At 62.8% G+C, this 25062-nt stretch carries 20 protein-coding genes and 1 pseudogene; 12 read left to right on the top strand and 9 right to left on the bottom strand.

What is annotated here, in order from left to right:
- Positions 1-39: 39 nt before the first annotated feature.
- From B9Z43_RS11070 to tsaD, 9 genes and pseudogenes are all read right to left on the bottom strand, one after another.
- The gene (locus tag B9Z43_RS11070) at positions 40-1707 is read right to left on the bottom strand and encodes an FAD-dependent monooxygenase (RefSeq protein ID WP_108325410.1); all 1668 of its coding nucleotides are present in this window, start codon (positions 1705-1707) and stop codon (positions 40-42) included.
- On the bottom strand, positions 1704-2900 hold the full coding sequence (locus B9Z43_RS11065) for an FAD-dependent monooxygenase (protein ID WP_108325408.1): 1197 nt from the start codon (positions 2898-2900) through the stop codon (positions 1704-1706). Before B9Z43_RS11065 ends, B9Z43_RS11070 begins: the two co-directional genes overlap by 4 nt.
- The gene (locus B9Z43_RS11060; RefSeq protein ID WP_108325406.1) at positions 2897-3898 is read right to left on the bottom strand and encodes a tripartite tricarboxylate transporter substrate binding protein; all 1002 of its coding nucleotides are present in this window, start codon (positions 3896-3898) and stop codon (positions 2897-2899) included. Before B9Z43_RS11060 ends, B9Z43_RS11065 begins: the two co-directional genes overlap by 4 nt.
- A 31-nt stretch (positions 3899-3929) precedes the next feature.
- Complete coding sequence (locus B9Z43_RS11055; protein WP_255417096.1) at positions 3930-5423, bottom strand: thiamine pyrophosphate-requiring protein; 1494 nt, start codon at positions 5421-5423, stop codon at positions 3930-3932.
- A 73-nt stretch (positions 5424-5496) separates the two neighbouring features.
- A pseudogene (locus B9Z43_RS17505) lies at positions 5497-5673 on the bottom strand (acetolactate synthase); the annotation flags it as partial.
- A 9-nt stretch (positions 5674-5682) separates the two neighbouring features.
- Positions 5683-7128, bottom strand: coding sequence for an aldehyde dehydrogenase family protein (locus B9Z43_RS11050; protein WP_108325403.1), 1446 nt, complete (start codon positions 7126-7128; stop codon positions 5683-5685).
- A 249-nt stretch (positions 7129-7377) separates the two neighbouring features.
- Positions 7378-7986 carry a hypothetical protein gene (locus B9Z43_RS11045; protein ID WP_108325401.1) on the bottom strand — a complete coding sequence of 203 codons (609 nt, stop codon included), beginning with the start codon at positions 7984-7986 and terminating at the stop codon, positions 7378-7380.
- Positions 7987-8334: 348 nt separating this feature from the next.
- The gene (locus B9Z43_RS11040) at positions 8335-9606 is read right to left on the bottom strand and encodes a branched-chain amino acid ABC transporter substrate-binding protein (protein ID WP_108325399.1); all 1272 of its coding nucleotides are present in this window, start codon (positions 9604-9606) and stop codon (positions 8335-8337) included.
- Positions 9607-9811: 205 nt separating this feature from the next.
- Complete coding sequence (gene tsaD, locus B9Z43_RS11035) at positions 9812-10855, bottom strand: tRNA (adenosine(37)-N6)-threonylcarbamoyltransferase complex transferase subunit TsaD (protein ID WP_108325397.1); 1044 nt, start codon at positions 10853-10855, stop codon at positions 9812-9814.
- Positions 10856-10935: 80 nt separating this feature from the next.
- On the opposite strand from tsaD, the gene B9Z43_RS11030 reads away from it, so the two are divergent.
- The 12 genes from B9Z43_RS11030 to B9Z43_RS10975 all read left to right on the top strand — a co-directional run bounded on the left by B9Z43_RS11030 (position 10936) and on the right by B9Z43_RS10975 (position 25052).
- Positions 10936-11631: a substrate-binding domain-containing protein gene (locus tag B9Z43_RS11030; RefSeq protein WP_108325395.1), complete on the top strand. Its 696-nt coding sequence runs from the start codon at positions 10936-10938 to the stop codon at positions 11629-11631.
- A 75-nt stretch (positions 11632-11706) separates the two neighbouring features.
- Positions 11707-12333: an ANTAR domain-containing response regulator gene (locus B9Z43_RS11025; RefSeq protein ID WP_108325393.1), complete on the top strand. Its 627-nt coding sequence runs from the start codon at positions 11707-11709 to the stop codon at positions 12331-12333.
- 273 nt (positions 12334-12606) lie between these two features.
- Positions 12607-13851 carry a CmpA/NrtA family ABC transporter substrate-binding protein gene (locus B9Z43_RS11020; protein WP_108325391.1) on the top strand — a complete coding sequence of 415 codons (1245 nt, stop codon included), beginning with the start codon at positions 12607-12609 and terminating at the stop codon, positions 13849-13851.
- An 11-nt stretch (positions 13852-13862) separates the two neighbouring features.
- Positions 13863-14771: a nitrate ABC transporter permease gene (gene ntrB, locus B9Z43_RS11015; RefSeq protein ID WP_108325389.1), complete on the top strand. Its 909-nt coding sequence runs from the start codon at positions 13863-13865 to the stop codon at positions 14769-14771.
- Positions 14768-15574 carry an ABC transporter ATP-binding protein gene (locus B9Z43_RS11010; protein ID WP_108325387.1) on the top strand — a complete coding sequence of 269 codons (807 nt, stop codon included), beginning with the start codon at positions 14768-14770 and terminating at the stop codon, positions 15572-15574. The genes ntrB and B9Z43_RS11010 overlap by 4 nt, the downstream gene beginning before the upstream one ends.
- Before the next feature lie 10 nt (positions 15575-15584).
- A complete protein-coding gene (nirB, locus tag B9Z43_RS11005; RefSeq protein WP_108325385.1) occupies positions 15585-18053 on the top strand; it encodes a nitrite reductase large subunit NirB in 2469 nt (822 codons plus the stop codon).
- A 19-nt stretch (positions 18054-18072) separates the two neighbouring features.
- On the top strand, positions 18073-18459 hold the full coding sequence (gene nirD / locus B9Z43_RS11000; protein ID WP_108325383.1) for a nitrite reductase small subunit NirD: 387 nt from the start codon (positions 18073-18075) through the stop codon (positions 18457-18459).
- An 88-nt stretch (positions 18460-18547) separates the two neighbouring features.
- Positions 18548-21409 carry a nitrate reductase gene (locus B9Z43_RS10995; RefSeq protein ID WP_199222293.1) on the top strand — a complete coding sequence of 954 codons (2862 nt, stop codon included), beginning with the start codon at positions 18548-18550 and terminating at the stop codon, positions 21407-21409.
- A gap of 59 nt (positions 21410-21468) precedes the next feature.
- A complete protein-coding gene (gene ybiB / locus B9Z43_RS10990; protein ID WP_108325381.1) occupies positions 21469-22368 on the top strand; it encodes a DNA-binding protein YbiB in 900 nt (299 codons plus the stop codon).
- A 92-nt stretch (positions 22369-22460) separates the two neighbouring features.
- Positions 22461-23234, top strand: coding sequence for a uroporphyrinogen-III C-methyltransferase (gene cobA / locus B9Z43_RS10985; RefSeq protein ID WP_108325623.1), 774 nt, complete (start codon positions 22461-22463; stop codon positions 23232-23234).
- Positions 23235-23357: 123 nt separating this feature from the next.
- Positions 23358-23783, top strand: a complete 426-nt coding sequence (locus B9Z43_RS10980; RefSeq protein ID WP_108325379.1) for a YidB family protein — start codon at positions 23358-23360, stop codon at positions 23781-23783.
- Between the two features lie 54 nt (positions 23784-23837).
- Positions 23838-25052, top strand: a complete 1215-nt coding sequence (locus tag B9Z43_RS10975) for an NAD(P)/FAD-dependent oxidoreductase (RefSeq protein WP_108325377.1) — start codon at positions 23838-23840, stop codon at positions 25050-25052.
- Positions 25053-25062 lie beyond the last annotated feature (10 nt).

Here is a 25062-nt window from a genome sequence, read left to right as displayed (position 1 = left end):
TGGCGCCCAGCCATCACAGGCCTGGGAAGAAAGTACCGCTCACACCCAGGCGCTGCGACCACACAAGGTCGACACCAAGCCCTGCGCCGATGCGTCATCAAGACCGTGGCCACGCCAGACCGTGTGGGCATCTGCACGAACCACCAGCAAGGGGTGTTTGTATTCGTCAGGCAAGTTCTTGACCTGTGAAACATCCAGCACCCGCAGTGGCATGCCTTGGTGTTCTGCCGCCGCTTGCAAAGCCTGCAGCGCATCGTCATGCCCCGGCTGCAAACACAGCAAGGTGTAAACGGGACCCAAGGCGTCGTACAGCGACTGTCCTTCACCCAACCAGAAATGCGGCGCACGGCAGCCGGGCACGGTGGATGCCGTGAAGCTGCCCATGCTGTACTCGGGCGCTTTTTCACCGTCGTAAACCATGACGGGTGACTGGTCGTAGTAGTAACCAAAGTTCAGGCCCGCGCAGCAGTATTGCTGCACGTTCAGGTCGTACAAGTTTTGGCCAAAGGCTTCGCGGGCGGCTTGCCCCTCTGGGCTGTCGTCTTCCAGATTCAAAGGAATCTCGCGGTGACGCTGGCTCATGGCGTGTGCGTGGTTCATGGCAAAGCGCGAGACCTGCTCGGTGATCGGGTGGCGCTCTTTTTCGTAGGCCGACAAGGCCTCGGGCGCGGCCCAACCTTCGATTTGCGCCGACAGGTGCCAAGCCAGGTTGGCCGCATCGGCCAGGCCCGCGTTCATGCCGTAACCGGCGTACGGCACCCACAGGTGCGCGGCGTCTCCGGCCAAAAACACGCGGCCTTCGCGCAGCTTGTCGCTCACCAGGCGGCGGCCAATCCAGTCTTCGCGGCTCATCTGTTCGTACTCGAAGTCTTCGCCCACACCGAGGATGGTGCGGATGGCCCAGTCGCGATCCACCGCGTCAAAGTCGGCTTCGTGGTCGCGCAGGTAGTTGTGGATGAGCCAGACTTCTTGGCCGTCGATGGCGTAGATGTTGCCGCTGCGCCGGGGGTTGACGGTGAACATGGCCCAGGCCGCCGGGGCATGCAGGCGCGCCTTCAGGCCAGGCGCGCGGATGCAGGTGCTTTGCACACGTTGCACCACCTCGTCACCCACCAATTTGGCCCCAATGGCTTTGCGCACCGCCGAACGGCCGCCGTCGCAGCCCACAAGATAAGCGGCCTGAATTTGCAGCGGCGGCGCATCGGGCGTGTCCAGGTTTTGAATGCGCACGCTCACCTGGCCGTCGGCTTGTTCAAAGTCCAGCACTTGGTGCCGGTACAAGGTGGTGATCAAGCCTTGCTGGGCCACATGCCCCTCCAAAATCGGCTCGATGTAGCGCTGGTTGATGCGGTGCGGTGGCTCGGGCGTGGGCCAGTCGCCGTCCGGGCCGCTGTGGTCGGTCAGGCGGGTGCTGCGCCCGGGAATGTGGATGCGGGCAATTTCTTGCCCCACCGTGCTGGTTCGGTACGACACGTCGTGCGGGTAATCGTCGGGCAGGCCTGCGGCGCGCAGGTCTTGGGACACGCCCAAAGCGCGAAACAGCTCCATGCTGCGGGCCGAGATGTGGTTGCATTTGACATCGGGCAGCGCGCCCGCAGGCCGCATTTCGACCAAGGTGCAGGCAATGCCGCGGCGCGCCAGGCACAGCGCCAGGGTCATGCCCACAGGCCCTGCGCCCACCACCACAACGGGTGCATTCCAACTCATAGCGGTACTTTCAAAGGGTCGTATTCAAACAGCCAGTCGTAGCGGCGGCGGACTTTCTCGGGCTCCCACTCGCTGCTGACGTAGTCCACCGCTTTGGCGGGATCGGACAGCTGGGGGTTGTGAAAGCGCTGGGCGTTGTCGCGCGAGCGGTTGACGATGTCGGCGGTGCGTTGCCAGCGCAGTTTTTCAAAGCGGGCCAAGGCGTGTTCGGTGGGTTCATCCAAGGCCAGGCAGCGCGCCATGACGGCGGCGTCCTCAATGGCCATGTTGGCCCCCTGCGCCAAAAACGGCAAGGTGGGGTGCGCCGCATCCCCCAGCAGGCAGATGTGGCCCTGCGCCCAGCCGGTTTGCGGGGCGCGGCCCAGCAAGGCCCATTTGAAAGGCTGATCGATGGCCGACATCAACTCACACACATCGGCATGCCAGTGGCCAAAGTCTTGCAACAGCTCAGCGTGCGTGCCGCGCTCGGTCCAGGATTCGCTGCGCCAGCCTTCACGTTCGATGATGCCCACCACGTTCATCAAGGCCCCGCCACGCACCGGGTAGGTGATGACGTGCGCCCCCGGGCCGACCCAATTGGTGCCGACCTGCGCCCGCAAGTGTTCAGACACGCGCTCAACAGGCACCAGCCCACGCCAGGCCAGCAAACCGGTGAATTGCGCCTTGTCTTCGCCCAACAACTGTTCGCGCAACACCGAGTGCACACCGTCGGCCGCCAGCAAAGCATGAGCGCTGTGCTGCGAGCCGTCGTTCAATTCAAATGTCACCCCCGAGCCTGTGGTGCTGGCCTTGACCACACGCGCGTTCAGGCGCACAGGCCGGTCTGAGCGGGCCTCGAAGGCGTCCAGCAAAATTCGGTGCAAATCGCCGCGGTGCACCATCCAATAAGGGGCACCAAAGCGGGCCAGGCAATCGTCGCCCAGATCGAACAGCGTCCAGCGCTGGCCGGTGTTCCACATGCGGATCTCTTTGCCCCGGGCCTGGCTGACGCAGCTTTGCAAAGCCTCGCCCAGACCCAGCGCCAGCAAGACACGAGAGCCGTTCGGCGAAATTTGCAAGCCCGCACCCAGCTCACCCAGTTGCGAGGCTTGCTCGAACACGTCGACCTGAAAACCCTGTTGCAGCAAAGCCAGCGCGGTGGTCAATCCGGCAATGCCGGCCCCGGCAATGGCGATGCGCCTGGGGGCCGTCATTGGGCTTTGATGTTGTTGTCTTTGGCCACCTGCGTCCACAACTGGATTTCGCTGGCCATGGTCTTGCCCAACTCGGCAGAACTGGTGCCCAAGGGGCGTATGTCGAGCTTGGCCATGCGCTCGGCCACATCGGGCAAAGCCATGATGCGGGCGACCTCTTCTTGCAAACGCTTGAGGATCGGCTCTGGGGTGCCGGCTGGCGCGAGCAAGCCGCTCCACAAGTTGACCGACAGGTCAATGCCCTGCTCTTTCAGGGTGGGCACTTGGGCGTAGCTGGCCAGGCGCTGCTCAGAAGTCACTGCCAAAGCGCGCAATTTGCCCGACTTGACCAAGGCGGCGATCGGGCCGGAGTCGATCAAGGTCATTTGCACTTCTTGCGTCAGCACGGCGTTGATGGACGGTGCACTGCCTTGGTAAGGCACGTTCAGCGCCTTGAGGCCAGACTTGGCTTTGACCAATTCCATGATCAGCTGAAAGGATGCCGATGGGTAGGAGTAATTGGTCTTGTCGGCATTGGCTTTGGACAAGGCCACCAGGTCCTTGAAAGTTTTGGCAGTCGAGGCTTCGTTGACAGCCAAGATCAAGGGGAAAGAGCCCACCATGGAAATCGGGGCCAAGTCGGTCAAGGGGTTGAAGGGCATTTTGGCCACCAACACCGGGTTGAACACCATGGGGCCGCTGGCCGCCATGAGCAAGGTGTAGCCATCTGGGGCGGCTTTGGCCACAAAGTCCGAGCCCACCACGGCGCCTGCACCCGGTTTGTTGTCGACCAAAACGGGCTGCCCCAGTACGGGGGCCAATTTCTCGGCGACCACGCGGGCCAGGATGTCGTTGGCACCGCCAGGTGCGTAGGGCACCACGATGCGCACGGCCTTGTTGGGCCAAGCCGCTTGCGCCCAGGACTGGGCCGGGGCCAAGGTGGCCAAAGATGCGGCCAAAGACATGGCAGCAGCAGCCACCAGCTTGCGGCGTGCAGCGGATGTGAGGCGAATCGTCATGGTGTATCTCCTGTTTTTTGAGGGATGAAAATCAAATCTTGGCGACCGAAGCCACCAGCAAAGCGGCCTGGCCTTGGTCGAGCGCTTGCAAGCAACGGGCAATGGCCGCAGGCAAGTCTTCGGCGCGGGTCACGCGTTCACCGTGCGCACCAAAGGCTTGGGCCACTTGTTCAAACCGGCGCTGCTCGCCCTTCAAGCGGGCCTGAAACTCACCCGCCTGGGCGGCAGGCCCATCCGGGTGCACGCGCAGCACCGCTTCCTTGACGGCTTGCCAGCCGCCGTTGTCCAGCACCACCGTCAGGATGGGCAGGCCTTGCGCTTGCGCCACCGCATAGACCGAAGTGGGCGTTGAGAAATGGAAACCGCCATCGCCTTCGATGTGCACCACCCGGTCGTTCGGTCGGGCCAGCTTGACGCCCAGCGCCATGCCGGCGCTGTAGCCCAAGCCCCCGCCTGCCCCACCCAGAAAACTCATGGGCTGAGTGCGCGGAATTTGCTGCAACACAGCAGGCGAGTTGCGAATGGCTTCGTTGATGACCACGTCGTCAGGGCGCAGCTGCGCGCCGATTTGGGCGCACACCCAGGCAGGGTTGAGGGCGTCTTCTGTTCCCGGGTTTTGTGCAGCGGCCGCCACACGCCCCAGCCGCTGCTGGCGCTGGGCGCTCCAGCTGGCCATGCGATGGGCCACTTTCTGATGAAAGGCCTCGTCGGCCAGAGACAGCACGGCCTGATGCAAATCGCGCAAGGCCTGCGCGCAGTCGGCAGGCCAGCGCAGGTCGCTGGCAAAACCCCATACCGGAAAATCTTTTTTGATCGGGTCCACGTCGATGTGCACCCAACGGGTGTCTTCGCGGGGGCGGGTTTGGTGCGGCAGCCAAGGCACGTCGATGTCGAGCAGCAAGCCCCAATCGGTGTCGGGCAAAAGCGGCGTTGGGTCAAAGCCAAAAAAGCACGGTGATTCGCGCGAGATGCACAGCCAAGTGGGGCTGAACTCCACCACCCGGATGCCGCACAACTCGGCCAAAGCCTCCAGCGCCTGCACCGCCTCGGGCTTGCGACCCAAATAAGAAGTGATGACCAGCGGGTTCTCGGCCGCCATCAACTCGCGGGCGATCTGCAGCGTGGCCTCGGCAGGCAAGGCCCCCATGCGCACCGCGCCGTAGCGGGCGGCCGGGTAAGACTTGACTTGCTCAGGCGTCCAGGGCTCGATCAAGGTTTCGCGCGGCAGTGTCATGTACACCGGACCGGCAGGCTCAGTGTGCATGACGCTGTGGGCGCGGCGCACCACCTCTTTGGCCACCACACCCGAGGGCAAGTTGTAGTCCCACTTGACGTAGGGGCGCACCAGCGAGGCGATGTCGAACGGGTCTTGCACGTAGTGCACATAGTTGTCGCGGGCACCGGGCACTTCGCCGTGCAGGGCATACGGGGCTTTGCCTGCCATCAGCAGCACCGGCAAGCGGGCGCGCATCAGGTTGTGCATGCCCATGGCCGCGTTGGCGGTGCCCGCGTCCACATGCACCATGACGCCCCTGCCCTTGCCCGGTCACCGCCGCATAACCCCCGGCCATGTGGATGGCCACGTTTTCATGCGGGCACAGCACCACCTCGGGCATGGCTTGGCCCTCGGCTTGCAGGCGCGCCATCTCGTCGATCAGGGTCACATGGTCGGTGCCCAAATTGGAAAACAGATAACGGATGCCGGTCTCTTGCAGGCCTTCCAGAAAGTACCGTGCCGTGGTGTGTTGCTTCTCGGGGTTTGTCGAATCGGTCATTGGGCGGCATCAATCGTTGCAGGGCATGAACACATGTTTGGTTTCCATGAAATCGTTGAGGCCTTCCACGCCGTGCAAACGACCAAAGCCACTTTGGCGGTAGCCACCTGTCTCGATTTCTGCAAACAGTCGGTTGTGGGCGTTGACCCACACATTGCCAAACTTGATGCGCCGAGCGATCTTTCGGGCCGCACGGTGGTCCTGGGTCCAAACCGATGAGGCCAGGCCATAGCGTGTGGCGTTGGCACGCAGCACCGCTTCATCGTCTGTCGTGAAGGTCTCCAGCGTGATCAGCGGACCAAAGATTTCATCTTGCACAAAATGGCTGTTCAAGTCCTGCGTCGCCACCAATGAAGGGGTGATGAACGCACCGCCACGGGGCGTGTCATCGGGCACGCGTCCGGCCAGCAACACGCGGCAGTCTTGCGATGCGGCGCGCACTTCCTCCAGCAAGCGGGTCTGGTTGCGTTGGTCGATCAGCGGGCCCATGCCCGAGCTGGGCTGGTCGCCCGGCCCCACTTTGACCTGCGCCAAAGCGCGGGCCAGTTGCGCCGAAAAATCGGCGGCCACCGATTCGTGCACCAGCACCCGGCTGATGGCGGTGCACATTTGCCCCGCCATGACGCAAGCGCCGCCCACAATGCCGCGCACCGTGGCGCTCAGGTCAGCGTCGGCCCGCACAATGGCCGGGGCCTTGCCACCCAGCTCGAGTGACAGGCGGGTCAGGTTCTTGGCGGTGGACAAGGCGATTTGCTTGCCCACATGGGTCGAGCCGGTGAAGCTGATGACATCCACCTCAGGGTGCGCACACAGGTGCTGCGTGGCCACGATGTCTTGCTCAATGAAGGAGTTGATGACGCCTGCCGGAATGCGCTCGTCGGCCACCAGACAGGCCATGACCTGGGTGTGCACCAGTGCGGTCTGGTGCGCGGCCTTGATGACCACGGTGCAGCCCGCAGCCAGCGCCGGGGCCAAGGAGCGCACCAGCAAAGTGACGGGGGCATTCCAGGGCACGATGATCGCCGCCACACCAATGGCTTCGCGCTCGATGTGCGAGTAAACCTCGGGCTCCATCTCAATGACGCGGCCAAACAGGTTGCGCGCCAAGCCTGCGTAATAGCGCAGCTCGGAAATGCTGGCCATGACTTCGCCTTCTGCCTCGCGCTGCAACTTGCCATTGAGTTGCACCAAGGTCTGTACCACCTGGGCTTTGTTTTGCTCCAGGCGGTCAGCAAACACCCGCAGCACATCCGAGCGCAGTTTGGGCTGCTGCGCCCAAGTGGTGTGTTCAAAAGCATGGCGGGCACAGGCGATGGCCGCCTCGACCTCTTGCACACTGGCGGCTACAAATTGCGCAGCTTTTTCGCCTGTGGCGGGATTGAACGAGTCGCCACGCATGGCGAGCGTGTGGTCCTTGACCCATTGGCCATGGATGTAGTTTTCTGCGAGGTGCACAGTGAAAGGCCTTGCGGTGAGCTGTCGGTACCCACCACAAGCTTCGGGTCGCAAGTTCGGGCATTTCGACAAGGGTTGTCCACGATTCCAAGCGATGCCATACAGTTAGCATACTAACGAAATCAGCTACCGAATCCTATCTGTGCGTGCCTTCGACTCCTATTGGGTCAAACCCTGAACGTGACTGAACAGCACAAGGCTGCAGCCGCAAGCGGGTGCACCGTCGCGGCGAGCATCCATGCGGACAGCTCAGGCCATGGCCCAATCGGCCATGTGGGGGTGTTCTGCCGCTGCGGGGTGCAGGGCTTGCTGCAAAGCGCACTTGAAAGCCGCCAGCACCACGCCATCGTCCAGCTGCATGATGCCGTCCTTGAACACCGATTGGAAGAAGACCTCTGGCGTGACCTGCGGCATGTTCTTTTTCAGATAGTCAGCAACCAGCTCCAGATAAAAACTGACAAATTCAGGCATCAAGGCCAGGGTCTGCCCGACTGGCAACAGACCCGCACGCTCGGGCACAGCCAACAACTTCAGGGGGTTTTCGTTGTAAAGCCCAAAACGCATCCACGCAAATTTGGGATAGTTGGTCTGCGCACGCCACGTTGGATAAGACGACTTGAAATAGGTCTGCATGCACTGGTCGGTCAGCACCATGGCCAGCAAGCTGAGCACAAAGCGGGGGCGGTCGTGGACGGCGATCAACTCCAAGTCCTGCGCCACATGTTTCCAGTCCTTGCCGCCAAAACAGAGCAGGTCTGGGTCGTGAAAAATGTCTTTCAAAACCTGTGGCACGGGGCTCAGTTGCAATGCGCCCAGGTCTTTTGGAAAGTCCTTGCTGAAGTAACGCTTGAATGTCATCGGGGCTGCCTTTCAGGATCGAGATCCGTTTGGAAGAGGTCTATCTATCAAACTCCCTGACGGGTACCGAAACCAAGCTTCAGCACCCAACTTTCTCAATCTTGATCACTGACCCATCAAGATTGATGTTTTTATAATTTTTGTTTATCTTAATATTCATTTTTAACAAGTAAACAAAACCTAGGGATGTTTTACAACTTGTTTCAATGCCCCGAAACATGGCGCAGGACCTTGCGGGGAATGGCACGGCCCCCAGCCGCAGCTGGACGAATGACAAAGCCAGACGAAAAAAAAGGCGGTGTCACCGCCTTTTCAATCCGCATCCGCCGCCACTTACGGGGCCGGGCATCAGCCAGGCCTCACCATGCTGCAGCTGCTGGGCATGCTGGCTTGCTCAGGCTTGATCTGGCGGATCACCTTGAAGCCGTAGCCTGAACCTTCCACATCAAAGGGCACGCCCGCTGCACCCTGGCGCTCCATGACGCCCACAACCAAGGGCTGCTGGAACTGGTGGTCTTGTGCGCGCATGGTGCCGGTCTGGCCGGCCATGCTGACGCGGGCTTTTTCCAGCGCGAGGGCCACCGCCACCGGTTCGGTGCTGCCCGCTTTTTCGACCGCTTGCGCCAAGGCCTCGACCATCAGCTGCATGCGCACATGCACATAGTCTTCCGAGGGCTTGGGAAAGCGCTGGCGAAAAGACCGGTAAAAGGCTTCGCTGGCCTTGCCCGGCACATTGGGCAGCCAGTCGGCCACCGCGATCACGCGGCCCACGCCGGCATCACCCAACGCCGCTGGCGCGCCAAGAGCGTTGCCATAGAAGGTGTAGAACTTGCCCTCGTAACCAGCTTCGCGTGCGGCTTTGACCAAGAGCGTCAGGTCATTGCCCCAGTTGCCTGTGATGACCGCTTGCGCCCCGCTGGCCTTGATCTTGGCGGCATAGGGCAAGAAGTCTTTCACCCGGCCCATGGGGTGCAACTCATCACCCACGATCTGCACATCCGGGCGCTTGTCGGCCAGCTGGCGTTTGGCTTCGCGCAGCACGGCCTGGCCAAAGCTGTAGTCCTGACCGATCAGGTAGGCCGATTTGATCTTTTTATCCTCCTGCAAAACCTGCATCAAGGCCGTCATGCGCATGTCGGCGTGCGCATCAAAACGGAAATGCCAGAAACTGCACTTCTCGTTGGTCAGCGCCGGGTCCACCGCCGAATAGTTCAAGAACAACACACGCTTGGCCGGTTCGCGCTCGTTGTGTTTGTTGATGGCATCGATCAGGGCTGCCGCGTTGGCCGACGAGTTGCCTTGCAAGACCACTTGTGCGCCGTCGTCGATGGCCGATTTGAGTGCCGACAAAGCCTCTTCGCTTTGGCCCTTGCTGTCATAGCGCTCCAGCGCCATGGGGCGCAGGCCCTGCGCGGTCTTGACGCCGCCGCGTGCGTTGACCCGTTCAACCGCCCAGGCAATGTTGCGCACCACCGCCTCGCCGGTGTTGCCAAAGGGGCCGCTCAGCCCTTCGATCAGGGCCAACTTGATGGGCGCAGGTGTTTGGGCCCAGACGGGAGACAGCGCCAGAGCACAGGCCAAGGACAGCACCGCGCGACGTGAAATGAAAGACAAATGCATATGAAAAAAAGAACCCATCCAAAAGTGGTTTGGAGCTAGAAAGGGGCGCAGTGTAACGGGTCTTGATCCAGGACTCTGAGACATGGACCCCGGGTCTTCGCCCGGGGTGACAAGGGATGGGCTTGCCGCCAGCTGCCATCCCGCACCCGATATGTGTCATCCCGCACCCGATGCGGGATCCATCTTCATGGCCATGCGCGCCAGGTCAGACCAGCTCGTGCAAAGGCCAGCGCGGTTTCACATCGAAGCTGTAACGTGCCTCGGCCGTCTGCGCGCCCGACTGCAAGCGCATCGCGGCGGCCATGGCGATCATGGCGCCGTTGTCGGTGCACAGGTGCAATTCGGGGTAATGCACGCGCACCCCAGCTTTGGCGCAGGCGGCATTGAGCTGCGCACGCAACTCGCGGTTGGCCCCCACGCCACCGGCCACCACCAGGCGCTTCATGCCGGTGGCCTTGAGTGCATTCATGGATTTTTTAACCAGCACTTCCACAATCGCGGCCTGGGTGGAGGCCGCCAAGTCGGCCCGCTCGGGCGCGCCTTCGGTGTGGGCAGCAGGGCCAATCTTCTGGCTTTGGGTGAGCACAGCGGTTTTGAGGCCCGCAAACGAAAAATCAAAGTCACCACTGTGCAGCAAAGGCCGGGGCAGCTTGTAGGCCGCAGGGTTGCCCTGCTCGGCCAGGCGCGACAGGCCCGGGCCACCGGGGTAAGGCAAGCCCATGAGCTTGGCCGATTTGTCAAAGGCTTCGCCTGCGGCGTCGTCAATGGTTTCGCCCAGCAGCTCGTAGCGGCCCACGCCGTCCACCCGCATCAGCTGGGTGTGCCCGCCTGACACCAACAGCGCAATGAAGGGAAACTCGGGCGGGTCGGCGCTCAAAAATGGCGAGAGCAAATGGCCTTCCAGGTGGTGCACGCCCAGCACCGGCTTGCCCAAAGCAGCGGCCAGCGCACAGGCCACGCCCGAGCCCACCAACAGCGCCCCGGCCAAGCCCGGCCCCCGGGTGTAGGCCACCACATCGACATCGAACAAAGTCGCGCCCGCCTCCGCCATGACCTGGCGCGTGAGCGGCAGCACCCGGCGGATGTGGTCCCGGCTGGCCAGCTCGGGCACCACGCCGCCATAGGCCTGGTGCATCTCGATTTGGCTGTAGAGCGCGTGCGACAACAGACGCGGCAAAGCCTCGCCGGTGGTCTCGACCAAGGCCACGCCGGTTTCGTCGCAAGAAGATTCGATACCCAAAATTCGCATAACAGGTAGTTTAGATGCGGATGCGCCCCCGCCTTGGCATTTGGTTTAATTCTTCATCTGCACTTTGACCCGAGCACACCATGTCCACCACCACCCTGCGCGTCATCTCTTCCATGGCCACCAAAGCTTTGTTGACCGACCTCGTTGCGCTGCTCAAAACCCACGCACCCCAATACGAGGTGCAGGTGGAATCGGTTGGCGGCGTCGATGCCGCCAAACGCGTGCAAGCCGGTGAAGCCTTTGACTGCGTGGTGCTGGCCAGCAACGCCATCGACAAACTGCTGCAAGGTGGCCAACTGCTGCCAGGCAGCCGAAAAGACTTGGTGCACTCCAGCGTGGCGGTGGCCATTCCTCAAGGGGCTGCGCTTGTCGACATTTCTACAGAAGAAGCACTCAAACAAGCCGTCTTGCATGCGCCCACACTGGGCATCTCTACCGGGCCCAGCGGCGTGCAACTGGCGGCGCAATTCGACCGCTGGGGCATCTCCGAGCAAATCCAAGACCGCATGGTGCAGGCAAAACCCGGCGTGCCGGTGGCCGCCCTGATCGCGCAAGGCGAAGTGGCACTGGGCTTTCAGCAACTGAGCGAGATGATGGGCGTGCCGGGCATCACCGTGCTGGGCCCCCTGCCCGAAGCGGTGCAGATCAACACCACCTTCTCGGGCAGCGTGGCCGCCACAAGCGACCAAGCAGACGCTGTGCGCACCATGCTGGCGTTCTGGGCATCGGCCGCTTGCGCCGGCACCAAAGTGCGGCACGGCATGCAGGCGGCTTGAACATTTGCCCCGGGCACTGCAGAGCCGGACGCTGCTTTTCCAGAAAGTCGGCGCGTTTCTTGCGTGTTTTGCCCCATGCCAGAAGCTTTGAGAATCGTCGTCATCATCTCCGACCCCGCCTTGGTGGCCGAGGGGGATGAGCAGGCACAAGCCATTGAAGAGCGCTCACGGCTGCTGCGCATTGGCCTGCTCGAAGCGGGCTACAACTTGGTGGCCACCCTGCCTGCCGATGTGTTTTTGACCGAGCGCCTGGCCCAGTTGCAGGCCGACATGGTGATCGTGGATGCCGAGAGCGACGCCCGCGATGCGCTCGAGCACGTGGTCATGGCCACGCGCGACGAGCGCCGCCCCATCGTGATGTTCACCAACGACAGCGACACACGGCCCATGAACGAAGCCGTGGCCGCAGGCGTGACGGCTTACATCGTGGCGGGGTTGGCGCCGGAGCGCATCCACCCCATCCTGACCGTGGCGATGGCGCGCTTCAAACACGAACAGGCCTTGCTGGCCGAACTCGACAGCGCCCGTGGCCAGCTGCAAGACCGCAAACTGATCGACCGTGCCAAGGGTCTGCTGATGCAGCGCCAGGGACTGAGCGAGCAAGAGGCCTATGGCAAATTGCGCAAGGCGGCCATGAACAAAGGCGTAAAACTCTCTGACATCGCGCAACAAATGGTCGAGATGGCCGAGTTGCTGGGCTGAACGGGCACCTTTCAGACGCACCTTTCAGACGCACCAGTGCAGTGCACCCGCACCCGACAGGTGCAATCAAAGCCCCAAACCCCCAAGAGAACCCTGGCACGCCAATTGCATTGAAATCAACAAGACCAACGAAGGTCACACGTGAGATCACCCAAAGGCGGGTGAGCTCACACCGGACAAAGGCGTCCCCATGCGTTCGCGCCCTGCACAGCAGGCGCGGGTGACATGAGGACGCCTTTTTTTGTTTTTCAAAACCGCACCAGGAGTTTCGCCATGACCGACATTCTGAAAACCAGCTTCAACCGCCGCACCGTGTTGCAGGCCGCCGCCGTGGGCGCAGCAGGCGTGTCGCCCGCCCTGCGCTCAGTGGTCTACGCCGCAGGCTCTGACGCCCCCGAGAAAAAAGAAGTCAAGATCGGCTTCATCCCTTTGACCGATTGCGCCAGCGTCGTGATGGCCTCGGTGCTGGGGCTTGATGTGAAGCACGGCGTCAAGTTCGTGCTGAGCAAAGAAGCCAGCTGGGCTGGTGTGCGCGACAAGATGGTCAACGGCGAACTCGACTTTGCCCATGTGCTGTATGGCCTGGTGTACGGCGTGCACTTGGGCATGTCGGGCCCCAAAAAAGACATGGCCATTCTGATGAACCTGAACCACAACGGTCAGGCGATCACGCTGTCCAAAAAACTGGCCGACAAAGGCGCCGTCGATGGCGCGGGACTGGCCAAGCTGATGCAAAGCGACAAACGTGACTACACCTTTGCGCAAACCTTCCCGACAGGCACCCACGCGATGTGGCTGTATTACTGGTTGGCGACCTACGGCATCAACCCGCTGAAAGATGCCAAAGTCATCACCGTGCCGCCACCGCAAATGGTGGCCAACATGCGTGTGGGCAACATGGACGGTTTTTGCGTGGGCGAGCCCTGGAACCACCGCGCCATCATGGACGGCATCGGGGTGACCGCCGCCACCACGCAAGACATCTGGAAAGACCACCCCGAAAAAGTACTGGGCAGCACCGCCGAGTTCGTCAAGAAATACCCCAACACGGCACGCGCCGTGACAGCCGCCATCATCGAAGCGGGCCAATGGATCGACGCGAGCTTGCAAAACAAGCTCAAGATGGCCGAGACCGTGGCCGACAAGTCGTATGTCAACACCGGTGTGGACGCGATCAACCAGCGCATTTTGGGCCGCTACCAAAACGGCATGGGCAAGACCTGGGACGACCCCAACCACATGAAGTTTTACAACGAAGGCACGGTGAACTTCCCCTACCTGTCTGACGGCATGTGGTTCATGACCCAGCACAAGCGCTGGGGCTTGCTCAAAGACCACCCCGATTACCTGGGCGTGGCCAAACAGATCAACCAGATCGCACTCTACAAAGACGCGGCCACTGCCGCCAAAGCTGCCGTGCCCAAAAGCGACATGCGCAGCCACAAAGGCATTGATGGCGTGGTCTGGGACGGCAAAGACCCCAAGAAATACGCCGACGGCTTCAAAGTCAAAGCGTGAAGGAGAACCCCATGGTCAGCGCCGTTTTCCATTCACCCACCGGGGGCAAAACTGCCTCTGTCAAGCGGCCCCCCCCGACTGCCGCAGAGCTTGCCGCCGCCACAGCCAAGGCTGCCACGCAAATGCAACGCGCTCGACAGTGGCACAACTTCTGGATGGCGGTCTTGCCGCCGCTCATGGGTCTGGTTCTGTTGATCGGTTTGTGGTCACTGGTGTCCATCACCACCAAGGGCAGCATCCCCAGCCCTTATGAAACAGGCGTGCAGGCCATCGACATCTTCAGTGATCCGTTCTACCGCAAGGGCCCCAACGACCAGGGCGTGGGCTGGAACGTGCTGATGTCGCTCGAACGCGTGGCGGTGGGCTTTGGCTTGGCGGCACTCGTGGGCATCCCGGCGGGCTTTGTCATCGGGCGCTTCACCTTCCTCTCGCGCATGTTCAACCCGCTGATCAGTTTGCTGCGCCCGGTGTCGCCATTGGCTTGGCTGCCGATCGGCTTGCTGGTCTTCAAAGGCGCAAACCCGGCGGCCATCTGGACGATTTTCATCTGCTCGATCTGGCCGATGATCATCAACACCGCCGTGGGTGTGCAGCGCGTGCCGCAGGACTATTTGAACGTGGCGCGGGTGCTCAACCTGTCGGAATGGAAGATCGCCACCACCATCCTCTTCCCGGCCGTGCTGCCTTACATGCTGACCGGTGTGCGCCTGGCCGTAGGCACAGCGTGGCTGGTGATCGTGGCCGCCGAGATGCTGACGGGCGGTGTGGGCATCGGCTTTTGGGTCTGGGACGAGTGGAATAACCTGAACGTCAAGAACATCATCATCGCGATCTTTGTGATCGGCTTGGTGGGCTTGATTCTGGAATACGCCTTGATCCGCATCGCCACCGCATTCACTTATGAGGACGTTGCATCATGAACAACGATTCCAAATACATCCAGATCCAAAGCGTTGAGCAGACCTTCAAAACCAACAAGGGATTGTTCCCGGCGCTGCGTGACATCCACCTGGACATCGCCAAGGGCGAGTTCGTGGCCCTGATCGGCCACTCGGGTTGCGGTAAATCCACCTTGCTCAACCTGATCGCTGGCTTGACCACCCCCACCGCAGGCGTGCTGCTGTGCGCCAACCGCGAGATCGCAGGCCCCGGCCCCGAGCGCGCTGTGGTGTTCCAGAACCACTCACTGCTGCCCTGGCTGACCTGCTTTGACAACGTGCACCTGGGCATCGAGCGGGTGTTTGGCAAGACCGAGAGCAAGGCCCAGCTCAAGGCGCGCACCGACGCCGCGCTGGACATGGTGGGCCTGACCCACGCTGCGCAAAAGCGCCCCGGCGAAATCTCGGGCGGCATGAAGCAGCGGGTGGGCATTGCCCGTGCGCTGGCCTTGGAGCCCAAGGTCTTGCTGATGGACGAACCCTTTGGCGCGCTGGACGCCCTGACCCGCGCCAAGCTGCAAGACGAACTGCTGGAGATCGTGGCACGCACCCAAAGCACCGTGGTCATGGTCACGCACGACGTGGACGAGGCGGTGCTGCTGTCCGACAAGATTGTGATGATGACCAATGGCCCTGCCGCCACGATTGGCGAAGTCTTGAGCGTAGATTTGCCCCGCCCGCGCCAGCGAGTGGAGTTGGCCGAAAGCGCCGACTACCAGCGTTACCGCAAAGCGGTGATCGACTTCCTTTACACACGCCAGGCGCATGTGGAAAAGACTGCTTAAGGACAAGACCATGGACATGCGCGTCAACACCAAAGAAAAAATGAAACTGGTCATGGTCGGTAACGGCATGGCCGGGGTCCGGGCCATCGAAGAGCTGCTCAAGCTCGCGCCCGACCTGTACGACATCACCGTCTTCGGTGCCGAGCCGCACCCCAACTACAACCGCATCCTGCTCTCACCCGTACTGGCGGGTGAGCAAACACTCGATGAGATCGTGCTCAACGACTGGGCCTGGTACAAGGACAACGGCATCACGCTGCACGCTGGGTGGAAGGTCACGGCAGTCGACCGCGTCCAGCGCGTGGTCACTGCGCAGAATGCGGCCGGTGAGAGCCTGCAAACGCCCTATGACCGACTGGTGATCGCCACCGGCTCCAACCCCTTCATCTTGCCCCTGCCCGGGAAAGACCTGCACGGCGTGCTGGCCTACCGCGACATCGCCGACACGCAGGCCATGATCGACGCCGCCACTCAATACCCACACGCAGTGGTCATCGGCGGTGGCCTGCTGGGACTGGAAGCGGCCAACGGCCTGATGAAGCGTGGCATGCAAGTGACCGTGGTGCATGGCAGCGACTGGCTGATGGAGCGCCAGCTCGACAAGGTGGCCGCGCAAATGCTGCAAACCTCGCTCGAAGCGCGCGGCATGCAGTTCCGCATGAGCGCGCAGACTTCAGCCTTGATCGGAGACGAGACAGGACGGGTCAGCAAAGTCGAATTCAAGGATGGCACGCATGTCCCCGCCGATCTGGTGGTCATGGCCGTGGGCATCCGCCCCAACACGGCGCTGGCCGAAAGCATGGGCCTGCATGTGCACCGAGGCATCGTGGTGAGCGACACCCTGCAAACCGTGACCGACCCGCGCATCTGGGCCGTGGGCGAATGCGCCGCGCACCGGGGTATTGCCTACGGCCTGGTGGCCCCGCTGTTTGAGCAAGGCAAAGTGCTGGCCAACCACCTGGCCGAGTTCGGCATTGCCCGCTACACAGGTTCTTTGACCTCCACCAAACTCAAAGTGACGGGCATCGACCTGTTCAGCGCGGGCGACTTCATGGGCAACCCCGAGTGCGAAGAAATCGTCATGAGCGACCCGGCTGGCGGCGTCTACAAAAAGCTGGTGCTCAAGGGCGACCAGTTGGTGGGTGCCTGCCTGTATGGCGACACGGTGGATGGCAGCTGGTACTTCAAGCTGCTGCGCGACGGCCGCAGCGTGGCCGACATCCGCGACAAGCTGATGTTTGGCGAATCGAACATTGGCGATGTGGGCCACCAGGGCCAAAGCAAAGCCGCCGCCATGGCCGACACCGACGAGGTTTGCGGCTGCAATGGCGTGACCAAGGGCGCAATCTGCAAAGCCATCAAGGACAAGGGCCTGTTCACGCTCGACGAAGTGCGCAAACAAACCAAGGCCAGCGCCAGCTGCGGTTCGTGCACCGGCTTGGTCGAACAGATTCTGATGTTCACCGCCGGTGGGGACTATTCGGCCACGCCCAAGCTCAAGCCCATGTGCGGCTGCACCGAGCACGGCCACCAGGCGGTGCGCGACGCGGTGCGCGACCACAAACTGCTCACGGTGGGCGGCGTGTTCAAGTTCATGGACTGGCGCACGCCCAACGGCTGCGCCAGCTGCCGCCCGGCCGTCAACTATTACCTGATCAGCACCTGGCCCAAAGAGGCGCAAGACGACCCGCAAAGCCGCTTCATCAACGAACGCAGCCACGCCAACATCCAGAAAGACGGCACCTACAGCGTGATCCCGCGCATGTGGGCGGGCGAGACCACCGCCGCCGAGCTGCGCCGCATCGCCGATGTGGTCGACAAGTACCAGATCCCCACTGTCAAGGTCACGGGTGGCCAGCGCATTGACTTGCTGGGCGTCAAAAAAGAAGACCTGGTGGGTGTGTGGAAAGACATCGGCATGCCTTGCGGCCATGCCTATGCCAAGGCCCTGCGCACGGTCAAAACCTGCGTGGGCAGCGAGTGGTGCCGCATGGGCACGCAAGACAGCACGCAAATGGGCAAGGACCTCGAAAAAGCCATGTGGCGCATGTACGCACCGCACAAGGTCAAGTTCGCCGTGTCGGGCTGCCCGCGCAACTGCGCCGAAGCCGGCATCAAGGACGTGGGCATCATCGGTGTGGACAGCGGCTGGGAAATGTATGTCGGCGGCAACGGCGGCATCAAGACCGAAGTGGCGCACTTTTTCACCAAGCTCAAAACCGCCGAAGAAGTGCTGGAATACACCGGCGCGTTCATGCAGTTGTACCGCGAAGAAGGCTGGTACCTGGAGCGCACGGTGCATTACATCAACCGGGTAGGTCTGGACTACGTGAAGAAAAAGATCCTGGACGACGCCCTGCTGCGCCAGGCCTTGTGGGCCAAGCTGCAAGCAGCGCTCGAAGGCGAGCCCGATCCGTGGTTTGAGCTGCAAGAAGCCAAGGTGGACACCCGCCAGTTCGAGCCCCTGACCACCGCCTGAATCAAGACAAGGAATCCCCATGACCGCATGGACAAAAATCTGCCGGGTGGAAGACATTCCGGTGCTGGGCTCGCGCCGCGTGGCGCGTGACCAAGGCCTGGACGTGGCCGTGTTCCGCAACGACGCCGACGAGGTGTTTGCCCTGCTTGACCGCTGCCCGCACAAGGGCGGGCCGCTGTCGCAAGGCATCGTGTTTGGCACCAGCGTGGCCTGCCCGCTGCACAACTGGACGATTGGCCTGTGCGACGGCCAGGCGCAAGCGCCCGACGAGGGCTGCACACCGCGCTTTGAAGTCAAGGTCGAGGCGGGCGTGGTGTTTTTGAATGCCGATGAATTGGTCGGTCATGCGACGGACCTGACACGGCCTGTTGCAGGACCGGTGTCACGCAAGGCCATGACCGCATGAACAATGTCCTCGTCACTGCGAGCGAAGCGTGGCAGTCCATACATGGATCGCCACGTCGCTGCGCTCCTCGCGATGACAGCGCCACACCATGATCCCCATCCTGCAAGAAACCCGCTCCACCTGCCCCTATTGCGGCGTGGGCTGCGGCGTGGTCATCGAGTCGCTCGGCGCTCAGATCACCGGCGTGCGAGGCGACCCTCTGCATCCGGCCAACTTTGGACGCCTGTGCACCAAGGGCCAGTCGTTGCACCTGACGGCGGCACCGCAGGTGACCGCGCAAACCCGGCTGCTCACGCCCCAGTGGCGCCCTGTGCGCGGCCAGGCACCGCAAGCGCTGGACTGGGACGCGGCCATGCACATGGCCAGCCAGCGGCTGGCCACCATCGTGCAAAACCACGGACCCGACGCGCTGGGCTTTTACATCTCGGGCCAGCTCCTCACCGAGGACTATTACGTCTTCAACAAACTGGCCAAGGGCCTGTTGGGCACCAACAACATCGACAGCAACTCGCGCCTGTGCATGAGCAGCGCGGTCGCGGGCTACAAGATGACCTTGGGGGCCGACGCCCCGCCTGCCTGCTACGAGGACATCGCGCACGCGCAGTGCCTGTTCATTGCGGGCAGCAACGCGGCCTGGGCCCACCCGATTTTGTTTCGCCGCATCGAAGACGCCAAACGCACCAACCCGGCGCTCAAGATGGTCGTGGTCGACCCGCGCCGCACCGACACCGCCGACATGGCGGACCTGCACCTGGCGATCCAGCCCGGCACCGACGTCATGCTGTTCCATGGCCTGCTGCACATCATGTTGGCCCAGGGCTGGACGCAACCACACTACATCGCCGCCCACACCTCGGGCTTTGAAGCTTTGCAAGCGCTGGTGGCCGACCACACCCCTGCGCATGTGGCCCAGATTTGCGGCGTGCCCGAAGCTGATCTGTTCACCGCGGCCCGCTGGTTTGCGGGCGTGCAAGAAGACGGCACTGAGCGCAGCCCGACCCTCAGCCTGTATTGCCAGGGTCTGAACCAGTCGAGCAACGGCACCGCCAAAAACGCGGCGCTCATCAACCTGCACCTGGCCACCCAGCAAATCGGGCGCCCTGGCGCAGGCCCCCTGTCGCTCACAGGTCAGCCCAACGCCATGGGCGGGCGCGAAGTGGGTGGCATGGCCAACCTGATGTCGGCGCACCGCGATCTGGTCAAACCGCAACACCGCGCCGAAGTGGCCGCCCTTTGGGGTGTGGCCGATGTGCCCGCCAAACCAGGCCTGACGGCCGTCGAGATGTTCGAAGCTGCTGCCGATGGCCAGATCAAGGCCCTGTGGATCGCTTGCACCAACCCGGCGCAGTCCATGCCCGATCAAAAAACCGTGCGCCGCGCCCTGCAACGCGCAGAGTTCGTGGTGGTACAAGAAGCATTTGCCACTGCCGCAACATGCGACTTTGCCGACCTGCTTTTGCCCGCCACCACCTGGGGCGAAAAAGAAGGCACGGTGACCAACAGCGAACGCCGCATCAGCCGTGTACGCGCTGCCGTGGCAGCACCAGGCGAGGCCCGCGCCGATTGGGCCATTGCAGCAGACTTGGGTCGGCGCTTGGCCGTGGCGCTGGGTCGCCCCCAAGACGCGCGACTGCTGAGCTACCCCACACCCGAGTCGGTCTGGAACGAGCACCGCGAGAGCACCCGTGGACGCGACCTCGACATCACGGGTCTGAGCTACGCCCGTCTGGAAAACGAAGGCCCCACCCAATGGCCCCTGCCCGAAGGGGCCAGCACCGGGCAAGCGCGCCTGTATGCCGATGGCCAGTTCCCCACCCCCGATGGTCGCGCACGCTTTGCCGCCGTGGCCTGGCAACCGGTGGCCGAAGAACGCGTGTCGCAGTTTCCGTTTTCCCTCACCACAGGCCGCTTGCGCGACCAGTGGCATGGCATGACCCGCACCGGCACCGCAGGACGCCTGTATGCCCACAGCCCCGAGCCCTGCGTGCAAATGAACCCGCAAGACGCCCAGCGACTGGGCCTGCAAGACGGCGAGCTGGTGCAGGTGCGCAGCAAGCGCGGCAGCCTGGTGCTGCCGGTGCAGGCCAGTCCACAGGTCGCCCCCATGCAAGCCTTCATCGCCATGCACTGGGGCCCCGAGGTGCTCAGTGGCCGCGATGCACAGGGCGAGGCGGGACTGGGCGTGAACGTGCTGACCACCTCCAGCTACTGCCCCACGTCCAAACAACCCGAGCTCAAGCACGCAGCGGTGCAGATCACCCGCGCCGCCCTGTCGGCCGATGCCAGCTGGCAAGTAGCAGCCATGGCCTGGCTGCCAGCCGACCAGGTCTGGACGGTGCGCCAGCAATTGCAAAAGCTGTTGCCGCAATTCGACTTTGCGCACCTGGTGCCCTTCACCGACGCCAGCGCGGCGCTGACCGATCAGGCCCCACGCACCGGTTTGCTGCTGCGGGCGGCCTGCAGTCAAGCTGTCGATGCCGCGCTGCTGCACACCGTGGCCGAGGCCCTGGGCCTGAACAGTCCGGACACCTTGCACTACCAAGACGCGGTGCGCATGCAGCGCCGCTCGGTGAAGCTCAGCGCATCCGATGTGCTCCCACCCAACACCCCAGGCCAGCGCAGCCTGCAAGGCTTTTTGGTGGCAGGCGACAGCCGCTCAGGCCGCTGGCTCAAGACCTTGTTGCAAGAAGCCACGCCACTCCACTGGCCAGCCCGCCAGTGGCTGATGGCCTCCGACGCGCCGCCCGAAGGGGCCGCGCCGGCCAGCCGCCAAGTGTGCAGTTGCCTCAATGTGCGCGAAGACGCCATTGCCGCCTGCCTGCGCACCCAAAGTGGCAACGAAGAACAGCGCCTGGCCGCGCTGCAAGGCCAGCTGCGATGCGGCACCCAGTGCGGCTCCTGCGTGCCCGAGTTGCGCCAAATCATCCGGCAGACAGCGGTGCCCGCCTGAGCACGTCCACGCATACCCATATAACGAACAGTTATCTGACTTCCTTCACAATCCGGCACATGGGAATCAGCCACTACATCAAGGACATCGGCCGCGGCAAAGACGGCGCGCGGGCGCTGGGCCGCGCACAGGCCGCCGACCTGATGGGCCAGATCCTCGACCAGCAGGTGAGCGACCTGGAGCTGGGCGCGTTTTGCATCGCCATGCGCATCAAGGGCGAGACGCCCGAAGAGATGGCCGGTTTTCTGGACGCCACCCATGCCCGGTTGAACAAGGTCCACACCGACCAAACACCTACAGTGGTGCTGCCCAGCTACAACGGCGCCCGCAAACTGCCGGTGCTCACGCCGCTTTTGGCGCTGCTGCTGGCCCGCGAAGGCGTGGCCGTGGTGGTGCATGGCGCGGCCACCGAAGACAAACGCGTGAGCAGCCAGGCGGTGTTGGCGCACCTGGGTGTGAATGCAGCGAACCCTGTGAGCCCCGCTGCTGCCGGGCAAGTGCAGTTCATCCTCACCGGCGTTTTGAACGCCGGGCTGGACCGCCTGCTGGCTGTGCGCCGCGTGGTGGGCCTGCGCAACCCCGGCCACAGCCTGGTGAAACTCATGAACCCCTGCGATGGTCCCGCGCTGGTGGTGAGCAGCTACACCCACCCCGAATATTTGCTGTCGATGTCGGCCACTTTTGCCCTGACAGGACAGCATGCCTTGCTGCTGCGCGGCACCGAAGGCGAACCCGTGGCCGATGCACGCCGCACCCCGGCGATGGACGTTTTTAAAAATGGCCAGACGGTGCGCGTGCAAGACCAACGAGAAGGCTCGCTCGTGCAAGTGCCTGAACTGCCCACGACCGACGCTGCCGCCACCGCCACATACACCGAGCATGTGCTGCAGGGCTTGCTGCCGGTGCCCGAGGCGATTGCACAGCAAGTCCAACACATTCTGCGCGAGGTGAAAACATGAAGACCCCTACACCGTTTTCAGACTTGGCCAGCACAGCGCACATCGCCCAAACTGGATCGCCACGCTTCGCTCGCGATGACAAGGCACAGGGCATGGGAAGTTGCACCCTGGTTGGCGCAGGCCCCGGCGACCCCGAACTGCTGACCCTCAAAGCCGTGAAAGCCATTGCCAGCGCCACGGTGCTGCTGGTGGACGATCTGGTCAACGACGCGGTGCTCGAACACGCCTCGCCCAGCGCCCGCATCGTGCATGTGGGCAAGCGCGGCGGCTGCAAGAGCACGCCACAGGCTTTCATCGACAAGCTGATGATCACCGCCGTGCAGGAGGGCGAGCATGTGGTGCGCCTCAAAGGCGGCGACCCCTTCATCTTTGGCCGAGGCGGCGAAGAGGTCGAACACCTGCGCCAAGCGGGCATCGACGTCGAGGTGGTCAACGGCATCACCTCGGGCCTGGCAGGCATGAGCAGCTTGGGCGCGCCGCTGACCCACCGCGAGCACGCGCACGGCGTGGTGTTTGTGACCGGCCACGCCAAACCCGGCGACAGCGGGACCGACTGGGTGCAGCTGGCCACCACGGCCCACCAGGCCAAGCTGACGCTCGTGATCTACATGGGCGTGAGCAGCCTGGACCACATCAGCCGTGGCTTGCTGCAAGGCTTGCCAGCACAGACCCCTGTGGCTGTGGTGCAGCACGCCAGCTTGCCCACACAGCGCCAGGCACTTACCACACTGGGCGAACTGGTGGCCACCGTTCAACACGAAGGCTTGCAAAGCCCCAGCATCATCGTGGTGGGCGATGTGGTGCAAGGGGCTCGGGCGTGGCATGGGTCACAAGAGTCCGCGCATCTGAACCATCGCACCGCCTGAGGTCTCTGACCGGGGCTTTACAAAAGAAAACACATTGCTCACAGCCTTGCGCCTGCGCTGGGGCCTTCGCCCCTAGACTCCTGCCTGCACGGCCCGCCGGGCTGGCTCAACAGGGAGAGAACCATGGGAATTTTTGATGCGATCGCAGGCCAGGTGGCCGGGGCTTTGTCCAACACACAACCATCCGCCGGGGGCGTGAATTTGATGGGTGTGGTGAGCCAGTTGCTCAACAACCCTCAGCTCGGTGGCCTGTCAGGTCTGATGGGGGCCTTCCAAAGCAAAGGGCTCGGTGACATCGTGGCCTCCTGGATCGGCACGGGCAGCAACCTGCCGATTTCCATGGAACAAATCCAGTCCGCCCTGGGCCACGGCCCCTTGCAGGCCATGGCCGAAAAAGCCGGTCTGTCCTCTGACCAAATGGCATCGACTTTGTCTGAGCACCTGCCCGGTCTGGTGGACCAGTTCACCCCCAACGGCAAACTGCCCGAAGGTGATCTGATGTCTCAGGGGCTGGGCATGCTGCAAGGCTTCATGAAGTCGAACGGCTAAATCAGCACAGCACGCCCATGCGGCGTGAGGCCCTTGGCCCTACACTCCTTGTCCATGAATACTTGGGACGTGGTGATCGTGGGTGCCGGGGCTGCCGGTTTGTTTTGTGCCGGCGTGGCGGGCCAGCGCGGGCTGAAAGTGCTGGTCATCGACCACAGTGACAAGGTGGCCGAGAAAATCCGCATCTCGGGTGGCGGGCGCTGCAACTTCACCAACCGGCGGCTCGACGCATCGGCGCCGCAAAAACACTTCATCAGCCAGAACCCGCATTTTTGCCGCTCGGCCCTGTCGCGCTACACGCCTCTTGATTTCATCGATCTGGTGCAAAAGCACGGCATCGCCTTCCATGAAAAGCACAAGGGTCAACTCTTTTGCGACCACTCGGCCGAAGACATCATCCGCATGCTGCTGGCCGAATGCGATGCCGGTGGTGTGACACTGCGCACCGCTTGCAGCGTCAAAGCTGTGCGCCATCTGGAGGGCGGCGGCTATGCGCTCGACACCCCCCAGGGCCTGTTCGAGACACGGTCACTGGTGGTGGCCACAGGCGGCCTGTCCATTCCCAAGATCGGCGCCACAGCTTGGGGCTACGAAGTGGCCACGCAGTTTGGTCTGCGCTTGGTCGAGCGCCGCGCGGGCTTGGTGCCGCTGACTTTTGACGGTGAGGCCTGGGCCCCCTATGCCCAGCTGGCCGGGCTGGCTTTGCCGGTGGGCATTGAAACCGGCGAGAAGAAAACACGCATGCACTTTGACGAGGATTTGCTCTTCACGCACCGGGGCCTGTCGGGTCCGGCTGTGCTGCAAATCTCCAGCTACTGGCAAGACGGCACCCCCATCCGATTGAACCTCGCACCGGAAGTGGACCTGCCCGCGCGATTGCAAGAAGCCAAGCTGCGCTCCAAAAAACTGTTGGGCAATGAACTGGCCACACTGGTGCCCAGCCGACTGGCCGAAGCCTGGGTGGGTCAGGACGCGGCCTTGCAGCGCACATCGGCAGAAGTGCCCGACAAGGCGCTGAACAAATTGGCCGAGGCCTTGTCCAACTGGTGCCTCACGCCCACCGGCAGCGAAGGCTACAAAAAAGCCGAGGTCACTCTGGGCGGCGTGGACACGCGCGATCTGTCCTCACAAACGATGGAATCCAAACAGCCTGGGCTGTACTTCATTGGCGAAGTGATCGACGTTACCGGCTGGCTGGGCGGCTACAACTTCCAATGGGCCTGGGCCAGTGCGCACGCCTGTGCGCAAGCGCTGCCGGGGCCAGCTTGAGCCCACGAAA

The organism is Limnohabitans sp. MMS-10A-192 (assembly GCF_003063335.1).
In the GTDB taxonomy this organism is placed as follows: domain Bacteria; phylum Pseudomonadota; class Gammaproteobacteria; order Burkholderiales; family Burkholderiaceae_C; genus Limnohabitans_A.
Note: the sequence above shows the minus strand (reverse complement) of the source record. Positions and strands in the feature narration are given on the sequence as shown.

What these genes read in the sequence shown, in the direction of transcription:
- ntrB (WP_108325389.1), top strand. Translation starts at nt 13,863, where the DNA reads ATGGTCAGCGCCGTTTTCCATTCACCCACCGGGGGCAAAACTGCCTCT.
- B9Z43_RS11010 (WP_108325387.1), top strand. Translation starts at nt 14,768, where the DNA reads ATGAACAACGATTCCAAATACATCCAGATCCAAAGCGTTGAGCAGACC.
- B9Z43_RS11040 (WP_108325399.1), bottom strand. Translation starts at nt 9,606, where the DNA reads ATGCATTTGTCTTTCATTTCACGTCGCGCGGTGCTGTCCTTGGCCTGT.
- B9Z43_RS11045 (WP_108325401.1), bottom strand. Translation starts at nt 7,986, where the DNA reads ATGACATTCAAGCGTTACTTCAGCAAGGACTTTCCAAAAGACCTGGGC.
- B9Z43_RS11030 (WP_108325395.1), top strand. Translation starts at nt 10,936, where the DNA reads ATGTCCACCACCACCCTGCGCGTCATCTCTTCCATGGCCACCAAAGCT.
- B9Z43_RS10975 (WP_108325377.1), top strand. Translation starts at nt 23,838, where the DNA reads ATGAATACTTGGGACGTGGTGATCGTGGGTGCCGGGGCTGCCGGTTTG.
- cobA (WP_108325623.1), top strand. Translation starts at nt 22,461, where the DNA reads ATGGGAAGTTGCACCCTGGTTGGCGCAGGCCCCGGCGACCCCGAACTG.
- B9Z43_RS11020 (WP_108325391.1), top strand. Translation starts at nt 12,607, where the DNA reads ATGACCGACATTCTGAAAACCAGCTTCAACCGCCGCACCGTGTTGCAG.
- nirB (WP_108325385.1), top strand. Translation starts at nt 15,585, where the DNA reads ATGGACATGCGCGTCAACACCAAAGAAAAAATGAAACTGGTCATGGTC.
- tsaD (WP_108325397.1), bottom strand. Translation starts at nt 10,855, where the DNA reads ATGCGAATTTTGGGTATCGAATCTTCTTGCGACGAAACCGGCGTGGCC.
- B9Z43_RS11055 (WP_255417096.1), bottom strand. Translation starts at nt 5,423, where the DNA reads ATGGTGCATGTGGACGCGGGCACCGCCAACGCGGCCATGGGCATGCAC.
- B9Z43_RS11070 (WP_108325410.1), bottom strand. Translation starts at nt 1,707, where the DNA reads ATGAGTTGGAATGCACCCGTTGTGGTGGTGGGCGCAGGGCCTGTGGGC.
- B9Z43_RS11065 (WP_108325408.1), bottom strand. Translation starts at nt 2,900, where the DNA reads ATGACGGCCCCCAGGCGCATCGCCATTGCCGGGGCCGGCATTGCCGGA.
- B9Z43_RS10980 (WP_108325379.1), top strand. Translation starts at nt 23,358, where the DNA reads ATGGGAATTTTTGATGCGATCGCAGGCCAGGTGGCCGGGGCTTTGTCC.
- B9Z43_RS10995 (WP_199222293.1), top strand. Translation starts at nt 18,548, where the DNA reads ATGATCCCCATCCTGCAAGAAACCCGCTCCACCTGCCCCTATTGCGGC.
- B9Z43_RS11025 (WP_108325393.1), top strand. Translation starts at nt 11,707, where the DNA reads ATGCCAGAAGCTTTGAGAATCGTCGTCATCATCTCCGACCCCGCCTTG.
- nirD (WP_108325383.1), top strand. Translation starts at nt 18,073, where the DNA reads ATGACCGCATGGACAAAAATCTGCCGGGTGGAAGACATTCCGGTGCTG.
- ybiB (WP_108325381.1), top strand. Translation starts at nt 21,469, where the DNA reads ATGGGAATCAGCCACTACATCAAGGACATCGGCCGCGGCAAAGACGGC.
- B9Z43_RS11060 (WP_108325406.1), bottom strand. Translation starts at nt 3,898, where the DNA reads ATGACGATTCGCCTCACATCCGCTGCACGCCGCAAGCTGGTGGCTGCT.